Genomic DNA, 17,105 nt, shown 5'->3' with positions numbered 1-17,105 from the left:
GCGCACCTACCGTCGGGCGCATGCGAACAGAACTTCCCGCCGAGCGGTTACACCGGCGCCTCGGCGCCGACCCCGATGCCGATTCGGATGCCGAGGAGCCGGGCCAGGACGAACCGGACGAGGACCAGAACTCGTTGCTGCCGCGTTGGCTTCCCGCCGTGTCGGAGAGCGGGAACTGGCGGGCCCGGCTGCGTGCCGATCCGGGCCGCGCCGGTGCGATCGCGTTGGCCGTGATTGCAGCCCTGGCCGTGCTGATCACGATATTCACGCTGGTTCGCGACCATCCCACACCGGTGATGTCCGCAAAGCTGCCCCCGGTCGAGAAGGCGTCCACGCCGAGCCCTAGGTCCTCAGCGACTCCCGGTCCGGACCGGCCGGTGGTGGTCAGTGTGGTGGGCCTGGTGCACAAGCCGGGTCTGGTGACGTTGACCCCGGGTGCGCGGATCGCCGATGCGTTGCAGGCCGCCGGCGGTGCCCTGGACGGCGCCGACACGATCGGCCTGAACATGGCCCGCCCACTCGGTGACGGTGAGCAGATTGTCGTCGGGCTGGCACCGGTGTCCGGGCAGCCGACCGCGCTGGGCAGCTCGGTCACGCCCGGCTCGTCGCCGTCCGCGAAGACGCCGGTGCCGACGGGGTCGGTCAAGGCCTCCGGGCGGCCGAAGGCGGGCGAGGTGCTCGACCTGAATACCGCGACCGTGGAGCAATTGGACGATCTGCCCGGGGTCGGCCCGGTCACCGCCGCCGCGATCGTGAGCTGGCGGCAGGCCAACGGCAGGTTCACCAGTGTCGACCAGCTCGCCGACGTCGATGGCATCGGGCCGTCTCGGCTGGATAAGCTGCGCGCCCTGGTTCGTGTCTGACGCGCCGGTGCGGGCGCTGTCGGAGCTCGCCCGCCTCGATGTACGGCTGGTCCCCGCCGCACTCACCGGCTGGATCGTCACCGCGTCGGGCATCGTGTGGCCCGTCGGCCGTGTGCTGGCGTGGTGCTGCGTCGCACTGGTCGCCGCGGCCGCAGCGCTGGCCTGGCGAGGGGCACGACAAGCCGCCCGCCACCGGCGGCTGCGGGCCGTCGCTGCCGGTCTGGTGGCGATCGGAGCGGTCGGCTCCGGATTCGGATTCGCGATCGCACTGCGCGCCGACGCGGTGGCTCGGCATCCGATGACCGCGGCGTTCGGGACGGTCGCCCCGGTGACCGTGACGCCCAGTGAGAGCGCGCTGTCGTTGGGCGCGGGCCGGCTGATGTTTCGTGCCACCCTGCAACGGCTGCGCGACGACGCGATATCGGGCCGGGTAATCGTTTTCGCGCGAGCATCGGACTTCGATGTGATGGTGGGCCAACCGGTGCGGTTCTCCGCGCGGATCAGTCGCCCCACTCGCCACGACTTGACCGTCGCGGTGCTCAACGCGGCGGGCCGGCCCGTCCCGGGCCGGGCGGGGGCGGTGCAGCGGGCCGCGCACGTGGTGCGCGGCCGCTTTGCCGCCACCGCGCACGAAGTGCTGCCCGCCGCGCAGGCGGCGATGCTGCCGGCGCTGGTCCTGGGCGACACCTCGGCGCTCACCGCCGACACCGGCCGCGAATTCCGGGCGGCCGGCATGACGCACCTGACGGCCGTCTCGGGAGCCAACGTCACGATCGTGTGCGCCGCGGTGCTGTTCTCGGCGAGGCTCATCGGTCCGCGAGCGGCGGTGCTGCTCGCGGGTGTGGCATTGGTGGCGTTCGTGATCGTCGTCCAACCGACCGCCAGCGTGTTGCGGGCGGCGGTGATGGGCGCCATCGCGCTGGCGGGGATGTTGACTGCACGCCGGCGGCAAGCGATTCCGGCGCTGTCGGCCACGGTGCTGCTGTTGCTTGCCCTCGCTCCCCAGCTCGCTGTCGATGCCGGCTTCGCGCTGTCGGTGCTGGCGACCGGCGCGCTGGTGGTCATCGCGCCGGTCTGGTCGCGTCGGCTGGCGGCCAAGGGTTGTCCCAAGCCGCTCGCGGATGGACTCGCTGTTGCGGTCGCCGCGCAGCTGGTCACCGCGCCCCTGGTTGCCGGCATCTCGGGGCGCTTCAGCCTGGTGGCCGTGGCCGCCAACCTGGCCGCCGCGCCGGTCATCGCACCCATCACCGTGCTGGGCAGCGCGGCGGCCGTCATGTGCGTGTTCTGGCTGCCGGGGGCGCAGCTGCTGATGCGTTTCACCGGCCCGGAGGTGTGGTGGGTGTCCGCGGTGGCGCACATCGCGGCCGGGGCGCCCGCGGCGACCGTGCCGGTACCCGATGGCCTGGCCGGCGTGCTGCTGGTTGGCTGCGCCACCGCGCTGCTACTCGCGCTCGCGGTGCTGCTGTGGCGACGGCCCTGGTTTCGCGCGTCGACCCGGGTGGCCGGGCTGCTCGCGGTGCTGTGTGCGCTGGCCTGGTCGGCGTCGGAGCTGCTGGATCCCCGAGCGGATTGGTCGGCCCTTCGTGACACCATCGTGGGGTGAGTGAGGCGTCGCCGTTGCACCTGGTCCTGGGAGACGAGGAACTACTGGTCGAGAGGGCCGTGGCGGACGTGCTGCGGGCGGCACGCAAGCGTGCCGGTAGTGACGACATCCCGGTCAACCGCATGCGGGCCGGCGACGTCAGCACCTTCGAGCTCGCCGAGTTGCTCAGTCCGTCGCTGTTCGCCGACGAACGCATCGTGGTGCTGGAGGCCGCGGCCGAAGCGGGCAAGGACGCGGTCACGATGATCGCCGCGGCCGCCGCGGACCTGCCGCCGGCCACGATGCTGGTGGTGGTGCATTCGGGCGGCGGGCGCGCCAAGGCGCTGGCCGACCAGATGAAGTCGTTGGGCGCCGAGGTGCATCCCTGCGCACGGATCACCAAGCTGAGCGAACGCATCGACTTCATCCGCAAGGAGTTCCGCGCGCTGCGAGTCAAGGTCGACGAGGACACCGTCACCGCCCTGTTGGACGCCGTCGGCTCCGACGTTCGCGAGCTCGCCTCGGCGTGCTCGCAGCTGGTTGCGGACACCGGCGGTGAGGTCGACGAGGCCGCGGTGCGCCGCTACCACAGCGGCAAGGCGGAGGTGAAGGGCTTCGATATCGCGGATAAGGCCGTGGCCGGCGATGTCGCGGGCGCTGCCGAGGCACTGCGGTGGGCAATGATGCGCGGCGAGCCGCTGGTGGTGCTGGCCGACGCACTGGCCGAAGCCATCCACACCATCGGTCGGGTCGGGCCGCTTTCCGGCGACCCGTACCGGCTGGCCGGGCAGCTGGGGATGCCGCCCTGGCGGGTGCAGAAGGCTCAGAAGCAGGCCCGGCGCTGGTCGCGCGACAGTGTGGCAACCGCGATGAAAGTGGTCGCCGAACTCAACGCCGACGTCAAGGGTGCCGCCGCGGACGCCGACTACGCGTTGGAGTCAGCGGTCCGAAAGGTAGCGGAACTGGTCGCCGAGCGGGCCCGATAGCCCAGGGCTCAGATCTTGTTGAGGGAACGCGCCAGCGCCGACTTCTTGTTCGCGGCCTGGTTCTTGTGGATGACGCCCTTGGTGGCCGCCTTGTCCAGCTTGCGGTTGGTCGACACCAGCAACTCCGCGGCCTTGTCCTTGTCACCGGCTTCGGCCGCCTCGCGGAACGCGCGCACGGCGGTGCGCAGCGACGACTTCACCGACTTGTTGCGCAGTCGGGCGCGCTCGTTGGTCTTGATGCGCTTCTGCTGCGACTTGATGTTGGCCACGCGGAACTTTCCTTCGTCGTCTCTGGTGTTTGCAAGTATTCGTCTCGGGGGGCGCCCCACACCCGATTGCGACTGCTCAGGTTAGCAGTCGGTTACGTTTTCTCCCAAAACGGGAACTCGTGGCCTGCCATAACGTCGATTTGAGGCAGCATCCTAAAAGTGAGTCTTGCGAACCAGGTTGAAACAGCCAGGCGGGGTTCGCGCGGCGCTGCACAGGCGCCGGCGCGGTCCGAGCGCATCTTCCGCGGGTACAACTCGTCGGACGCCTACGAAATGGCCTTCGACGAGATGTTCGACGCGCAGGGCAACGTGCGTGGCCCGTATAAGGGCATCTACGCCGAACTGGCGCCGTCGGACGCGTCGGACCTGCGAGCCCGCGCCGACGCGCTGGCCCGAGCGTTCATCGACCAGGGCATCACGTTCTCCTTATCGGGCCAGGAAAGGCCGTTTCCGCTGGACCTGGTGCCGCGGGTGATCTCCGCGGCCGAATGGAACCGACTCGAGCGTGGCATCGTCCAACGGGTCAAAGCCCTGGAGATGTACCTCGACGACATCTACGGCGATCAGGAGATCCTCAACGACGGCGTGATTCCGCGCCGTCTGGTCACCTCCTGCGAGCACTTTCACCGTCAGGCTGTCGGCATCGTCCCGCCCAACGGTGTGCGTATCCACGTCGCCGGCATCGACCTGATCCGCGACGAGAAGGGCACCTGGCGGGTCCTCGAGGACAACCTGCGCTCCCCGTCGGGCGTGTCGTATGTGATGGAGAACCGGCGCACGATGGCGCGGGTCTTCCCGAACCTGTTCGCCACCCACCGGGTGCGTGCGGTCGACGACTACGCTTCGCACCTGTTGCGAGCACTGCGCAATTCCGCGGCGACCAACGAGGCCGACCCGACCGTGGTGGTGCTGACCCCCGGCGTCTACAACTCCGCCTACTTCGAGCATTCGCTGCTCGCCCGTCAGATGGGCGTCGAACTGGTCGAGGGCCGCGACCTGTTCTGCCGCGACAACCAGGTGTACATGCGCACCACCGAGGGGGAGCGCCAGGTCGACGTCATCTATCGGCGCATCGACGACATCTTCCTCGACCCGCTGCAGTTCCGGGCCGACTCGGTGCTGGGGGTGGCCGGCCTGGTCAACGCCGCCCGCGCCGGCAACGTCGTGATCTCCAGCGCGATCGGCAACGGCGTCGGCGACGACAAGCTGGTCTACACCTACGTGCCGACCATGATCGAGTACTACCTCGGCGAGAAGCCGCTGCTGGCCAATGTGGACACCTACCGGTGCTGGCTGGACGACGAACGCGAGGAGGTGCTCGACCGGGTCGACGAGCTGGTCATCAAGCCGGTCGAGGGATCCGGGGGTTACGGCATCGTGTTCGGTCCGGAAGCTTCCGAAAAAGAACTCGCGGCGGTCAGCAAGAAAATCCGTGACGAGCCCCGCAGTTGGATCGCGCAGCCGATGATGGAGCTGTCCACCGTGCCGACGCGGATCGGCAACGCGCTGGCCCCGCGCTACGTCGACCTGCGACCGTTCGCGGTCAATGACGGCGACGAGGTGTGGGTGCTGCCGGGCGGGTTGAGCCGAGTGGCCCTGGTCGAGGGCTCGCGGGTGGTCAACTCCAGTCAGGGTGGCGGCTCCAAGGACACCTGGGTGCTGGCGCCGCGCACATCCGGCGCCGAACGCGAGCTGGGCGCCGCCGAAGTCGTGCGGTCGTTGCCGAAGTCCAGGTCGGATCACGAGGCCGACGACTCGTCGGCCTCGTCGCATCAGCAGCCGCTGCAGGGTGAGCAACCGCAGGAGGAGAAGCGGCCGAAAAAGCAGAAGCAAAAGCAGCAGCAACAACAGCAGAGGACGGTCCGCTGATGTTGGCCCGAAATGCCGAGGCGCTCTACTGGATTGGCCGCTATGTCGAGCGGGCCGATGACACCGCGCGCATTCTGGATGTGGCGCTGCACCAACTGCTGGAGGATTCCAGCGTCGACCCCGACCAGGCCTCCCGGCTGCTGTTGCGGGTGCTCGGCATCGAGGCGCCGGACCACGACTTGGACGTCTGGTCGTTGACCGACATGGTGGCCTACAGCACCGACAACAAGGGCGGTTCCTCGATCGTCGACGCAATTACGGCGGCGCGCGAGAACGCCAAGTCGGCCCGCGAGGTGACGTCCAGCGAAATCTGGGAATGTCTCAACACCACCTACCACGCCCTGTCCGAACGCCAACGTGCCGCCAAACGCCTTGGGCCCCATGAGTTTCTGTCGTTCATCGAGGGCCGGGCCGCGATGTTCGCCGGCCTGGCGGATTCGACTCTTTCGCGTGACGACGGATACCGATTCATGTTGTTGGGCCGCGCCATTGAGCGCGTCGACATGACGGTGCGGCTCTTGCTGTCTCGGGTGGGGGACAGCGCCTCCTCGCCGGCCTGGGTCACCCTGCTGCGCTCGGCGGGCGCTCACGACACCTATCTGCGTACCTATCGCGGGGTGCTGGACGCCGGCCGGGTGGTCGAATTCATGATGCTCGACCGGTTGTTCCCGCGTTCGGTGTTCTACTCGCTCAAGCTCGCCGAGGAGAGCATCGAAGAGTTGGTGCGCAACCCGATGAGCCGGGTGGGGGCCACCGCGGAGGCGCAGCGACTGCTCGGACAGGCCCGCAGCGAACTGGAATTCCTGCCACCGGGCGTATTGCTCGACACGCTCGAGACGCGGCTGGACGGCCTGCAGACAACCTGCCGAGATGTCGGAGATGCGTTGTCGCTGCAGTACTTCCATGTCACGCCATGGGTGGCATGGTCGGATGCGGGCAATAGCGCCAGCCTGGTCGCCCGGAACGGGGATACCTGATGTGGCGGCTGCGCGTGGTGCACACGACCGGGTTCGCCTACCAATCGCCGGTGACCGCGTCCTATAACGAGGCCAGGCTGACCCCGAGTTCGGACACCCGGCAAAACGTCATCCTCAACCGGGTCGAAACCATTCCGGCAACCCGGTCTTACCGCTACATCGACTACTGGGGCACCGCCGTCACCGCGTTCGACTTGCACGCGCCGCACACCGATCTGACGGTGACGTCGTCGTCGGTCGTCGAGACCGAGCAGCCGGAGCCGGCCGCCAAGGACGTCAGCTGGACGGACCTACAGTCCGCCGCGGTGATCGATCGGTTCGACGAATTGCTCCAGCCCACCGACTACACCCCGGCAAGCAAGCGGCTCAGCTCGGTCGGCAAGAAGATCATCAAAAGCCACGAGCCACAGGAAGCCGTGATCGCCGCGGCCAACTGGGTGCACGGCGAGCTGGAATACCTTCCGGGGACCACCGGGGTGCACTCGCCCGGGATCGAGGCGCTCCGGGCGGGCAAGGGCGTCTGTCAGGACTTCGTTCACCTGTCGCTAATGCTGTTGCGCGAGATGGGAATTCCGGCCCGTTACGTATCGGGGTATTTGCACCCCAAACGGAACGCCGTCGTCGGGGACACCGTGGACGGTAGAAGCCACGCGTGGCTCCAAGCCTGGACGGGTGGGTGGTGGAACTACGACCCGACCAACGACACCGAGATCAGCGAGCAATACGTCAGCGTCGGCGTCGGGCGCGACTACACCGACGTGTCCCCGCTCAAGGGCATCTTCTCGGGGCAGGGCGCAACCGACCTCGACGTCGTCGTCGAGGTCACCCGCCTGGCCTAGCGGCATCGGATCGGCGATCGCACGATCGCGCTGCGACTCCGACCTTGCTGCATTACGATGAGCCTCGCCCGCACGGCGCAGCAAAGCTGACGAGTGCAGTTTCAGCCGGGCGATTGGTTCTCGTGATGATCGCTTCGGCGCCGAAGGAGAGTCGTTCATGGCCGAGATGCTCAAGGTCGAGTACGACGAGCTGATGGCCCGGGCGGCCGAACTCGAGGTGCCACTGCCCATTCCGCCGCAGCAGAACGCCCGGCCCCCGTGCGCCATTTCTTTTGTCGAGGATTCCGGCACCCAGCTGGATTATTCTGCCGCCGCGATTCGCGAAAGCATCAAACGTGCCGAGCAGGAATACCTGATACTTGCGGAATCGCTGCGGAACGCGGCGCTGGCCTACGAGGAAGCCGATCAGGCGGCCGCGGACGCGCTCACCGCGGGGTCATCCACCACGCCCGAGTCCGCGAGCACGCCTGCTGCGCAGAAAACCGGCAGGGACGACCAATTCCCGCCACCGCCGGAAACGCCGGGATATGACGGTTATTACGACCTCAGGAAAGCGATCGCGGATATCGAGGCGCCGGATCAAGGCATCGCATACGCCAGATTCGAGGCCGAGTGGAACAACTATGTTTTGGTGCTGCAATCCGCTGCCGTCATGCAGCGGTTCCGGCCATTCGAATATTGGGAAGGCGAGTCCGCGGCCGCGGTCGAAGCCAATTTCGAACAACAGAAGAAATATTTGATCCAGCTGGGCGGCGGCTCGTGCTATCAGATCACCGGTCAATCCAGAGCTGTTTTAGACGCCCACAAATGGGCCGTCACGGTCCACCCCACGTCCTACGACCTCTACATCGCCGACTTCTGGTACGACGAGTACGGAAGGAGGGGAGACATCAACCGGCAGAACGAAATTCTGACGTGGTACGTGGATATGCAGGAAAGGTCGGAGACGGTGCTGGCCGATTACAATCAGCGCGCCGCGTTGCCGCTGGCGCTCGTGTATCCCTCCAATCCGCCGGCCGCGGTCACGATCAAGGCGCCGCTGCAAATACCGGATAACGCCGGGGAAGTCATCCGTGGCGCTATCGGTGGTGTCGTCGACTCGGGGACCGGTGTCGCCAACCCCGGTGCGCTCGCGTCGCAGCTGGGCAACACCAACATCGCGGACACGGTGAGCAGCCTCAGCAACATGGCCCCCAGCCAACCCGCCCCGGCGGGTGCCCCATTCGCCCAGGCGGCACCGCCACTGCCGACGGGAGTGCCCGGACTCTCGACCGGCGGTGGGGTCAAGCCGGCGTCGTTCGGCGGCGGCGGCATGCCGTCGATGCCGTTGCAGGGCTCGTCGGACGCGGAAGCGGGTTCGGGTGGTTCGACACGACCCGCGGCCGGCGGGGTTGGCGTTGGTCCGGGTGCGGGCGGCGCGGCGGCCGGCCGCGGCGCGATGGGCGGCGGGATGCCGATGGGCGCCGGCGCTAATCAGGGCCAGGGCAAGGACTCCAAGGCCAAGCGCTACGGGGACGAAGAGGACATCTACACCGAGGATCGACCGTGGACTTCGTCGGTCATCGGTGTTCGCCGACGCAACGACACACCCGAGTAATCGTGCGCCGGCGTGGCTGAGATGGCGTTGCCAGCAAAGGTGAACAACAGTCGACCAACGAGCGTCGCACAAGTGTCGGTAGGCGAAAGTGCCTGCTGCGCAGCAAGATTGGTGCACACTTCATCCAGTGCGCTGTTAGACTCCATTCGAATTACGGCCGCCGGGTTCCGGTGAAATTCGGAGGAAATCAACGATGCCCAAGATTTCGGATACCTGGAAGCCCGGCTTCAGCGCGGTCGCGGCCGGCAAAGCCTTCGCGACGGGCAATTACGCCGACGGCGCCCTCAACCTTTTCCTGGCGCTGGGCCAAGGCGGATATGCGATCGGTAAGAACTACCTGCCCAAATCCAAGGGCCTCGACTTGCTCTCGGGCAACTGGGGTAGCGAGGAATCGTTAAGGGACGCCTTCGGGGTCGAGGCCGTCATCCTGGAACGCGGCATACAGATCGTGACCGCTTTGACGCTTCTCCTCGGCAGCGGCAAGGAGCAGGGTCAGACGTACGAATCGGCTTCCAAAGACTTCGACCTGGCGTGGCAGAACCTCAAAGATGCTGCGGTGGACAGTGAATCCTGGTCGGGCGCGTCGGCCGACGCCTACAACGCCCGCAACGCCGAACAAATGCAATGGGCGTCAACGGCGGCGGATCTCGATCTCCAGGTCGCGGCGCTGCTCTTGCAAAACTCCGACATGCTGGGAAATTGCAAAATCACCCTGACGAGTGTCAGGGCCTTTTTCACCGTGTGTATCCCGATAGCGGCGACCCTGAGATGGGCCGCGGGCCCGGCCGGCCCAGCGATTTCACGCTGGTTCCAGTGGGCGGCCTTCGGGATAGGTATGGCGGTGGCGCTCCCCACGACCGGTCTGGCTGCTCTCAAAGCCGGGCAAAACGCGAATCAGCTCCAGCTCATCAACCTCGAATACACCGGGATCGCCGCCAGCGCGGTTGTCACGGGTTCGGAGTCGACGACGCCGGAGGTGGCGCCCGCGCCGAAGTCCAGCGTGAGCGGGTTCGACCAGATCAACGCGGGGTCCTCGGCCGCGGTATCGGGTGGTTTCGACGGGCCGGCATCGCAATCCGCCGGGACACCTTCCCCGGGCGCGGCGAGCACCGGCGAAGGTGAAAGTCCGCAGGGTGTTTGGGCCGGCGAGCCGTCCGAACGGGCTGTCCCGCAGACCGGTACCGCGGCGGCATACGCCATGCCCCCCGTCGGTCAGGTGTCGGGCCGACAGTCGGGCTCGCGGGCCGCGTCGGGGTCGGCCGCGTCCTCGGAGAAGTCGCCTGTCCGGGAGAGCGCCGCCGCCGAGGAAGACGTTCTCAGTCGGGACTTCGAAACGGCGGCCACGGGCGCCGGAGTCGGAGAACGTGCCCCCGTCGATACCCCCGCGGCCGGCGCCGAACAGGCGCAGGAACGCGTCCGCTGAGACACCAAGGTCGAGGAAAGAATCCATGACAGACAATCTGCAAGTCGAGCCCGCCGCCCTGGAAGCGGCCGCTGTCGAGCAGGATGAATCCGCCGTCGCAATCGGCAACGCGATGGCAACGGCCAATGGGTTGGCCCAAAAGCTGATCTGGGACCACGGTTTGATCTCGGCGGCGTTCTGGGGCGTCATGTTCGTCACGGAGCGAGAACGAGAAGCCGCGTGCACCAACATGATCAGCGTGTGCGAGGACCTGGCCCAAAAATTGCGTGACAGTGCGACCGCGTATGGCAGCACCGACACCCAGACCGGCGCGAACCTCAAACGGCAGGTGTTACCCGGCTGATCGGCCGCTTACCGTTATCAGTTCGAAGGAGAGACGCCAGAGTGGACACCACACAGCACGGGCACGGCGACGACGGAAATTACGCCGCCTGGGATTTCGGCGATAACCCCGCACCCGACAGCGGCGACGGTTTCGGACAGGAGAGCGGCGCGTTCCTGGATTTCGGGGACGGGGTCGATGCCGCCGAGCCGTCGGTGATCGACTCATTGGTGGTCAGCGAGCCGGCCCCGCCCCTGCACACCGGGGACGAATTGATCGATGCGCTGGCCGAGAACGATGGTGACCCTGACGCCGCCGGCGCTGAAGATGACGATGCCGTACCGACGGCCAAGGTGACCAATCCCCCCGAGACCGTGTCGGTAACGGCGACCATGGACGGCAGAGTTTCACTGGTCGAGCTGTCGGCGGATGCGGCGAAGATGACCGAATCCGGGCTTGCGGCAGAGATATTCGCCATCGCGGACCTCGCTCGGCAACGGGCACTGTCGATTCAGCACTCATTCGTGCTCGACGCCTTCCGGCACTTGGGGATAACAGATCAAGAGGATGAAGAGTTTATTGCCGAAGCACTGGAGACCGGCGTAACGCAGTTGCGATCGCCTGATCAGGCTATTCGCGCACAGGCGGATGTGTTCGCCACGCGCTACGGCAACGATTAGTAAGGACGTCAGATGAGTACCGAGATGCACCCCGTCGTGGCCGAGGTGCTGCGCACCGCGCAGCAGATCCAATCGATGGCAGACGCGCAGACGGACAATCTGAAAGCCGAATCCTTCAGTGGCTCAGATGAAACCGAAACCGTGCGGGCCACGGTCGACGGTCACCAATGGCTTACCGGCTTGCACATCGACGACGGCCTGCTGCGACTGGGTATCGAAACCGTGGCGCTGCGGGTCAACGAGGCGATACAAAACGCGCAGGCCACCGCGGCGCCGGTGGTCGATGCCGAACAGGAGCAGTTGATCGAGTCGCTGGGACAGATGGCGGACTCGCTTACTGCGGCGACGAGCTCGTTTCAAGCGAAACCGGAGTAGCAGCAAGGCATTTGATGGCCGTTGGGATTAGGGCGTGGTCGCGGGCTGCGCCGGTGACGGCGCGGTTGCGGCATCGAGCAACGCGGTGACGTGCTTCCAGTAAAGCCAGTCGCTGACGGCGCAACGCTGGGCAACCGGATCGGCCGCCACGCGCGCTTCGCCGAGGATCACTTCTTGGGCGTGCGCGGCGTAGCCGCGGAAGGCCCGCAAGTGGGCCTTCTCGCGGCCACTGGCACGGCTCGCCAAGGGACGCATCACCTCCAGCCACAACTTCGAGCGCCCGTCCGTGGGCGCGCTGGCCGGCGGCGCCGGCAACAGGGCAAGCAACCGCGAATCGGGAGTACCCGCCAGGCGCTCTGCCGACGAAGGATCGACCACCTCCAGCCGGGACCGCCCGGCCATTGCGCCGCTTTCCGGGATGTCCTCGGGCTTCAGCACGACCTTGGCCACGCCCGGATCGGAATCGCCGAACTGCTCGTCGGTCGCAATCACCGCTCGCAGCTTGGTGTTTCGGTGTGCTGCCCAACCCTGCACGGCGACCACCGGGTAGGTGGCCCAGCGTGCGCGCTCGGTGGCCGGAATCGCCGTCTCGGCACTGGCCAGGTGAACCTGTTCGGGTAGCCGCACGCCGTCGGGGAGGTAGGCCAGTCCGTAGTTGTTGGCCACCACGATGACGCCCTCGGTGGTCACCGCGGTCACCCAGAAGAACTTCAAATGGCCGGCGCCGCCGCTGTCGGGTGCATTCAGCGCAGCCGCGATGCGCCGCGCGAGCACCAGGGGATCGGCCCCGCCGCGACGCGCCGCCGCCGCAGCGGCATCGCGTTCGGCCCGCGCCGACGAAACCGGAATCGCCGCGGCCGCATCGGATTCGGTGCGCTGAGCCTGGGCCGCAGCCGCCTTCGGGCCGGCCGCTGCGGCACTGCGCGGCGACGGATGGGCCGCAGCCGGTCGCATACCGGCCGATGAACCGGGCGAGTTTTGCCCGACCGGCGCACCGGACCCCGTGCTCGAACCCGCGGCGGCACCGCGCGATCCGGCGGGTGCCGCCGGTGCGGCAGGCATTCCGGTCGCCGACGCCGGCGCCATCGCGGGACCCGTGTCGCGCGGCCCCGCCCACTGCGCGGCCGGCGCGGCCGGCATGGCGGTGTTGCGGCCGCCGGCGCCCAGGGGTGGCGCGGATTCCGCCGGGCTCAACGGTTTCGGTGCGCTCGGTGGCACGGCCGCAGCGGTCCCGCCGGTGGTTGCCGGCGCTACCGGCGCTGGCGGTGCCGGGGCCATAACAGTTGTCGGCGGTGTGGCGGTGGGGGGCGGCGGGGGAGCCGCGGTCGAGGGCGGCGCGGCGCCGTCCGGGGAACCCTGTCCCCAGGAACGGCCACCCCGGTCACGATCGCCCAGCAATGGGTCCGGGGACGAGGAGTCCGGCGGTGCCTTCTGGTCGAGCAGATCCTGCAGCGCGCGCTCAGGCGGCTTCCAGTCCTTGCTCTCCAAAATCTGCTCCGCGGTGCCTTGGACCACGCCGACATTAGCGGTATGCGTCGCGGCGACCACCGAATTGATGGCGGCGGTTCGTTCGGCGGGCTCGAGCTTGGCATCCTGCTCGATCAGATTGATCCGCCGGTGCGCGGCCTCCACGTTGTCGCCGATGTCCGACTTCGCTTGCTCGATCGATCCGGCGACCTTCCGCTGCCAGGTGATCGCGGTCGCCAAATCGTCTTGCAACTTCACCAATTCGTCGATATTCGATTCGACCCGGCCGTTGGCGGCTCCCGCTGCACCGCCCGACCAGAGTCCACTGGCGAAGATCTCGCCCTGCTGCCGGCGGAAGGTGTCCAGCACTTCGGTTACCTGCCGCAAGACCTGCAGGTACTGCTGGGCTCGGTCGTAGAAGGCGTCCTCGGCTACGTCGGGCCATCCGCCACCGTCGAGCATGGCCTCGGCAAACCCGCCCGTCGGCTTGACCATGCCCATAACCTAGGTCCTCTCCCGTTGCCGAACCCCCCGCATCAGGGTTGGCGGCCAGCAACCTAACGGTCGCGGGCTTGGCGTGCTTGGTCAATAAGCTTAATCGAGTTGAGGCCAAGGTATTTCCGCAAAATTGCGCCAGCGGACGCCTTGCCACAAGCCGGATTTCGGTTAACGGGAGCTGAGCAGTGGCCATCGTTCAGAAATGTTCGTCGGCAATGTCGTGCAATGCGGCGAACACCTCTTCGACGCTGATGTCGGCCATCCGCAGTTGATCGAGGTGCCGGTGCGGCCCGAATCTGAATCCCCACGTCAGCGATCGCGTCGGGCCGAAGAGTCCGACGCCCGGCACCCTCGCCAGGTCGGCGGCATGCAGCATGCAGGAGTCGATGCCCAGGAATAGGTCCGCGTGGGCGACCATGCTCATGCTCAGATCCAGCGGGAGCCCGAGATGGGGGACGATGCGATCCCGTTCCCGCCCGACGGTGAGGTCCTCGAGTCCCATCCCGACGACCCATGCCACGAAGTCGGGCCGACTCGACAGGAATCGGTTCAGCAGATCGATGAATCGTGTGACGGGCCAACGCTTTTCCTTCCAATCGGTGTCCGCGTGCACGACCAGTAACTTGGTCCCGGGCCGCAGCGCCGCACGCATCGACCGGGCTTGCTCTTGCACCGACGACGGAATGGACACCGGCTGGGCGTAGTCCTCGATCCGCAGCGACCGATCGAACAGACGCGCCAACTTGAACAGCAGGTCGCAGGCGTGCCACGCCTGTTTGGGAACCGTGACGTCGTATTCGGCGTAGTCGCCGGCGAAGCCGATGGTCGTGGTAGGGCCGAGGCGCCGCCGGAGGTCCCGAAAAGCGTCCATCGGCAAGTTCGTGCTCACGGCGTTGATGAGCACGTCGACGGGACCGAGCTGTGCGGCCAAGGCCGCACAGTCGGGGGACCGAACGGGAAGAGCGGACGGCCCCGTTTCCGGCACTCCGGTGACGTCGACAAGGCGGGGGCTCACTTCCCGGAAGCAGAGGTCGAAGGACACCTTGGGGGAAAGCACCGTCAGTGGGGCGTCGAACATGTCGCTTAAGGCGCGCACCGTCGGCAGCGTCAGGACGGCGTCGCCGATGTTGGCGGCGAAATATAGCGCGGGTCGAGGCACCTGCAGCAGATGACTCAGCGCGCCGGGTTCGATATCTGCCCAATTCTCGTCCTCGTGGACTGCGACGTCGTTCACCCCAGCTACGACCGCGGCGGGACTTCGACCCGGTGCAAGTCGTCGCCCAGCTCGATGCGGCCGCCGAATTCCTGGGCGGCCAGTGTCCGCCACTGTTCTTCTTGTCCGGGCACCAGCGCGGGCACATAGTGCGTCATGACCAGCGTGCCCACCCCGGCGCGGGCCGCGGTGGCCGCGGCTTCCTCGACCGACGAGTGGTAGTCGCAAATGTCCTGCAGCCGCTGCTGCGGGATCTGGGTGACGATGTCCTTGCGGATCACGGTGTGCACCAACGCGCCTGCCCCGGCCGCCAGCTCGTCCAGGCCCGGGCACGGCACCGTGTCGCCGGCCAGCACCACCGAGGCGCCGTCGGCGTCGACCCGGAACCCGATCGTCGGTGCGACCGGCCGATGGTCGGTCGGAGCCACCCGAATCGAGACGCCGTCGCGGTCCCACACCGGGCCGTGCGTGTACTCGTGCACCTCGACCGCTGGTGGGGTGTTCAGGTCGTCGTGATGGGCGATCCGGTAGCTGATGTCGTGGCCGAACGCCTTCAGCGTCGCCTCGACCGTCTCCGCCGTGCCCGGTGGCCCGAGGATCGGGAACGGCGCCGGATCGGGTGTGAACGTGGTGATCCATCGCGTGATCAGCAGGTCGCCGAGATCGCCGATGTGGTCGCTGTGCAGGTGGGTGAGCAGCAGGGCCGACAACCCGGCGGCGCCCACACCGATGGCCGCGGCGCGCTGCAGGACACCGCGCCCGCAATCCACCAGGAACACCTGCCCGCCGGCCCGCACCAGCGTCGCCGGTCCCGCGCGATTCGGGTCGGGGATGGGACTGCCGGTGCCCAACAGGGTGATCTCGATCATGGCCCTTATCCTTCAAGACGCGTCGGCGGAGTGTGGCTCATTTGCCGGTATCGACGGGTGATCGGGCCGCCGGTTTTCGCGTTGGCTTTCCCACCGCGCGAGTTGGCCGTAGCCTGGTGTGAAGCAGATCACAACCAGCTGGAGGCTTGATGCGGATAGCGGACGTTTTGCGGAACAAAGGCGCGGCGGTCACCACGATCAATCCCGACGCGTCGGTCCGGGAATTGCTCGCGGGCCTCGCCGAGCAAAACATCGGCGCCATGGTGGTGGTCGGCGACGAGGGAGTCGTCGGCATCGTGTCCGAGCGCGACGTCGTGCGCCAATTGCACGTGCATGGCCCCGGCATGCTCACTCGCCCGATCTCCAAGATCATGACCGCGACCGTTGCGACGTGCACGAAGTCCGACACGGTCGACGAGATCAGCGTCCTGATGACCAAGAACCGGGTGCGTCACGTGCCCGTGCTCGACGGCAAGAAACTGATCGGCATCGTCAGCATCGGTGACGTCGTCAAGACGCGCATGGAAGAGCTCGAGGCCGAACAACAGCAGCTGCAGTCCTACATCACCCAGGGCTGAGTGCGGGAGACTCTGCCGCGAGCGTAAGCGCACTGCGACATGGGGCGCGGCAAATAGCCGTGCGCTTACGCTCGCGACGCAACGCCATGCTTACCGCCAGGCGTAGTCGGCGCGCAGGCGCGTGGCCACCACGTCGAAAACCTCGCGCTGCAGGATCGCGCCCTCGCGGCGAATGCCCTCCTCGGGCACGTCGAGCACCCGATCCAGCCGCACCCAGCTCTGCCTGCCCTCGTAATCCCAGTCGCCGGTGCCGATCCCGACCCAATCCGGGTCGGAGGCATAGCGCTCCTGGCTGGACAGCATGAGTCCGAGCAGCACGCCGCGCTCGCGGCCGACGACGAGGACCGGGCGGTCCTTGCCCTGGGTGGGGTCGTCCTCGTAGACCACCCACGTCCAGACGATTTCCCCGGGATCGGCCCGCCCGTCGAGGTCCGGGGCGTAGACCACCTTGCGGGCGCGTTGCGCGGTCGGAAAGCTGTCGCTGGTGACCGGCCGGCCCTCGGTGATCGACGTCGCCTGCGAGTCGCCGCTGGACGCCCGCGCGTTCGCGGTGGTTTTGACGACTTGCTCGATTTCGCGGTAGACCGCGTGCGCGGTCTGAACCTGCTGGATGAAACGCGGAACCCCGTAGACCACGACGTTCTGGGCAAACCGCTGGAAGGTCTTCCACTGCGATTTCCGGCTGGACGCCATAGTCG

At 67.3% G+C, this 17,105-nt stretch carries 17 protein-coding genes; 12 read left to right on the top strand and 5 right to left on the bottom strand.

Features of this window, described 5'->3' with window-relative positions; all coding sequences use genetic code 11:
* The first annotated feature begins 20 nt into the window (after positions 1-20).
* The 3 genes from MAAFP003_RS18620 to holA are packed head-to-tail and all read left to right on the top strand — an operon-like array spanning position 21 to position 3,431.
* Positions 21-863 (top strand): ComEA family DNA-binding protein, encoded by an 843-nt coding sequence (locus MAAFP003_RS18620; protein WP_096291266.1) that lies wholly within the window; start codon positions 21-23, stop codon positions 861-863.
* Complete coding sequence (locus MAAFP003_RS18615) at positions 856-2,466, top strand: ComEC/Rec2 family competence protein (RefSeq protein ID WP_243394127.1); 1,611 nt, start codon at positions 856-858, stop codon at positions 2,464-2,466. Before MAAFP003_RS18620 ends, MAAFP003_RS18615 begins: the two co-directional genes overlap by 8 nt.
* 14 nt (positions 2,467-2,480) lie before the next feature.
* Positions 2,481-3,431, top strand: a complete 951-nt coding sequence (gene holA / locus MAAFP003_RS18610) for a DNA polymerase III subunit delta (RefSeq protein ID WP_096291265.1) — start codon at positions 2,481-2,483, stop codon at positions 3,429-3,431.
* A gap of 8 nt (positions 3,432-3,439) precedes the next feature.
* Here holA and rpsT read toward each other — a convergent pair whose 3' ends face one another.
* Positions 3,440-3,700 carry a 30S ribosomal protein S20 gene (gene rpsT, locus MAAFP003_RS18605; RefSeq protein ID WP_025736070.1) on the bottom strand — a complete coding sequence of 87 codons (261 nt, stop codon included), beginning with the start codon at positions 3,698-3,700 and terminating at the stop codon, positions 3,440-3,442.
* A 150-nt stretch (positions 3,701-3,850) separates the two neighbouring features.
* Between rpsT and MAAFP003_RS18600 the strand changes: the two genes are divergently transcribed.
* From MAAFP003_RS18600 to MAAFP003_RS18565, 8 genes are all read left to right on the top strand, one after another.
* A complete protein-coding gene (locus tag MAAFP003_RS18600; protein WP_423790924.1) occupies positions 3,851-5,569 on the top strand; it encodes a circularly permuted type 2 ATP-grasp protein in 1,719 nt (572 codons plus the stop codon).
* A complete protein-coding gene (locus MAAFP003_RS18595; protein ID WP_096289240.1) occupies positions 5,569-6,546 on the top strand; it encodes an alpha-E domain-containing protein in 978 nt (325 codons plus the stop codon). The genes MAAFP003_RS18600 and MAAFP003_RS18595 overlap by 1 nt, the downstream gene beginning before the upstream one ends.
* On the top strand, positions 6,546-7,385 hold the full coding sequence (locus MAAFP003_RS18590; RefSeq protein ID WP_096289238.1) for a transglutaminase family protein: 840 nt from the start codon (positions 6,546-6,548) through the stop codon (positions 7,383-7,385). Before MAAFP003_RS18595 ends, MAAFP003_RS18590 begins: the two co-directional genes overlap by 1 nt.
* A gap of 157 nt (positions 7,386-7,542) precedes the next feature.
* Positions 7,543-8,982, top strand: coding sequence for an EspB family ESX-1 secretion system-associated protein (gene espB / locus MAAFP003_RS18585; protein ID WP_096289236.1), 1,440 nt, complete (start codon positions 7,543-7,545; stop codon positions 8,980-8,982).
* Positions 8,983-9,175: 193 nt separating this feature from the next.
* Positions 9,176-10,405, top strand: coding sequence for an EspA/EspE family type VII secretion system effector (locus MAAFP003_RS18580; RefSeq protein ID WP_096289234.1), 1,230 nt, complete (start codon positions 9,176-9,178; stop codon positions 10,403-10,405).
* A 25-nt stretch (positions 10,406-10,430) separates the two neighbouring features.
* Positions 10,431-10,748 carry a type VII secretion target gene (locus tag MAAFP003_RS18575; RefSeq protein ID WP_096289232.1) on the top strand — a complete coding sequence of 106 codons (318 nt, stop codon included), beginning with the start codon at positions 10,431-10,433 and terminating at the stop codon, positions 10,746-10,748.
* A 41-nt stretch (positions 10,749-10,789) separates the two neighbouring features.
* Positions 10,790-11,407 (top strand): secretion protein EspD, encoded by a 618-nt coding sequence (locus tag MAAFP003_RS18570; protein ID WP_096289230.1) that lies wholly within the window; start codon positions 10,790-10,792, stop codon positions 11,405-11,407.
* A 12-nt stretch (positions 11,408-11,419) separates the two neighbouring features.
* A complete protein-coding gene (locus MAAFP003_RS18565; protein ID WP_096289228.1) occupies positions 11,420-11,782 on the top strand; it encodes a YbaB/EbfC family nucleoid-associated protein in 363 nt (120 codons plus the stop codon).
* A gap of 27 nt (positions 11,783-11,809) precedes the next feature.
* On the opposite strand, the gene MAAFP003_RS18560 is transcribed toward MAAFP003_RS18565, so the two are convergent.
* The 3 genes from MAAFP003_RS18560 to MAAFP003_RS18550 all read right to left on the bottom strand — a co-directional run bounded on the left by MAAFP003_RS18560 (position 11,810) and on the right by MAAFP003_RS18550 (position 15,829).
* The gene (locus MAAFP003_RS18560) at positions 11,810-13,750 is read right to left on the bottom strand and encodes a secretion protein EspK (protein ID WP_096289226.1); all 1,941 of its coding nucleotides are present in this window, start codon (positions 13,748-13,750) and stop codon (positions 11,810-11,812) included.
* Between the two features lie 193 nt (positions 13,751-13,943).
* The gene (locus tag MAAFP003_RS18555; RefSeq protein ID WP_096289224.1) at positions 13,944-14,981 is read right to left on the bottom strand and encodes a glycosyltransferase family 9 protein; all 1,038 of its coding nucleotides are present in this window, start codon (positions 14,979-14,981) and stop codon (positions 13,944-13,946) included.
* A gap of 5 nt (positions 14,982-14,986) precedes the next feature.
* Positions 14,987-15,829 carry a ribonuclease Z gene (locus MAAFP003_RS18550; protein WP_096289222.1) on the bottom strand — a complete coding sequence of 281 codons (843 nt, stop codon included), beginning with the start codon at positions 15,827-15,829 and terminating at the stop codon, positions 14,987-14,989.
* A gap of 149 nt (positions 15,830-15,978) precedes the next feature.
* On the opposite strand from MAAFP003_RS18550, the gene MAAFP003_RS18545 reads away from it, so the two are divergent.
* Positions 15,979-16,407, top strand: coding sequence for a CBS domain-containing protein (locus MAAFP003_RS18545; RefSeq protein WP_096289220.1), 429 nt, complete (start codon positions 15,979-15,981; stop codon positions 16,405-16,407).
* Positions 16,408-16,497: 90 nt separating this feature from the next.
* On the opposite strand, the gene MAAFP003_RS18540 is transcribed toward MAAFP003_RS18545, so the two are convergent.
* Positions 16,498-17,100: a type II toxin-antitoxin system PemK/MazF family toxin gene (locus MAAFP003_RS18540; RefSeq protein WP_096289218.1), complete on the bottom strand. Its 603-nt coding sequence runs from the start codon at positions 17,098-17,100 to the stop codon at positions 16,498-16,500.
* Positions 17,101-17,105 lie beyond the last annotated feature (5 nt).

Origin of the sequence: Mycobacterium ahvazicum (assembly GCF_900176255.2) — a bacterium.
Classification (GTDB): Bacteria; Actinomycetota; Actinomycetes; order Mycobacteriales; family Mycobacteriaceae; genus Mycobacterium; species Mycobacterium ahvazicum.
This window is presented reverse-complemented; position numbering and strand designations above follow the sequence as displayed.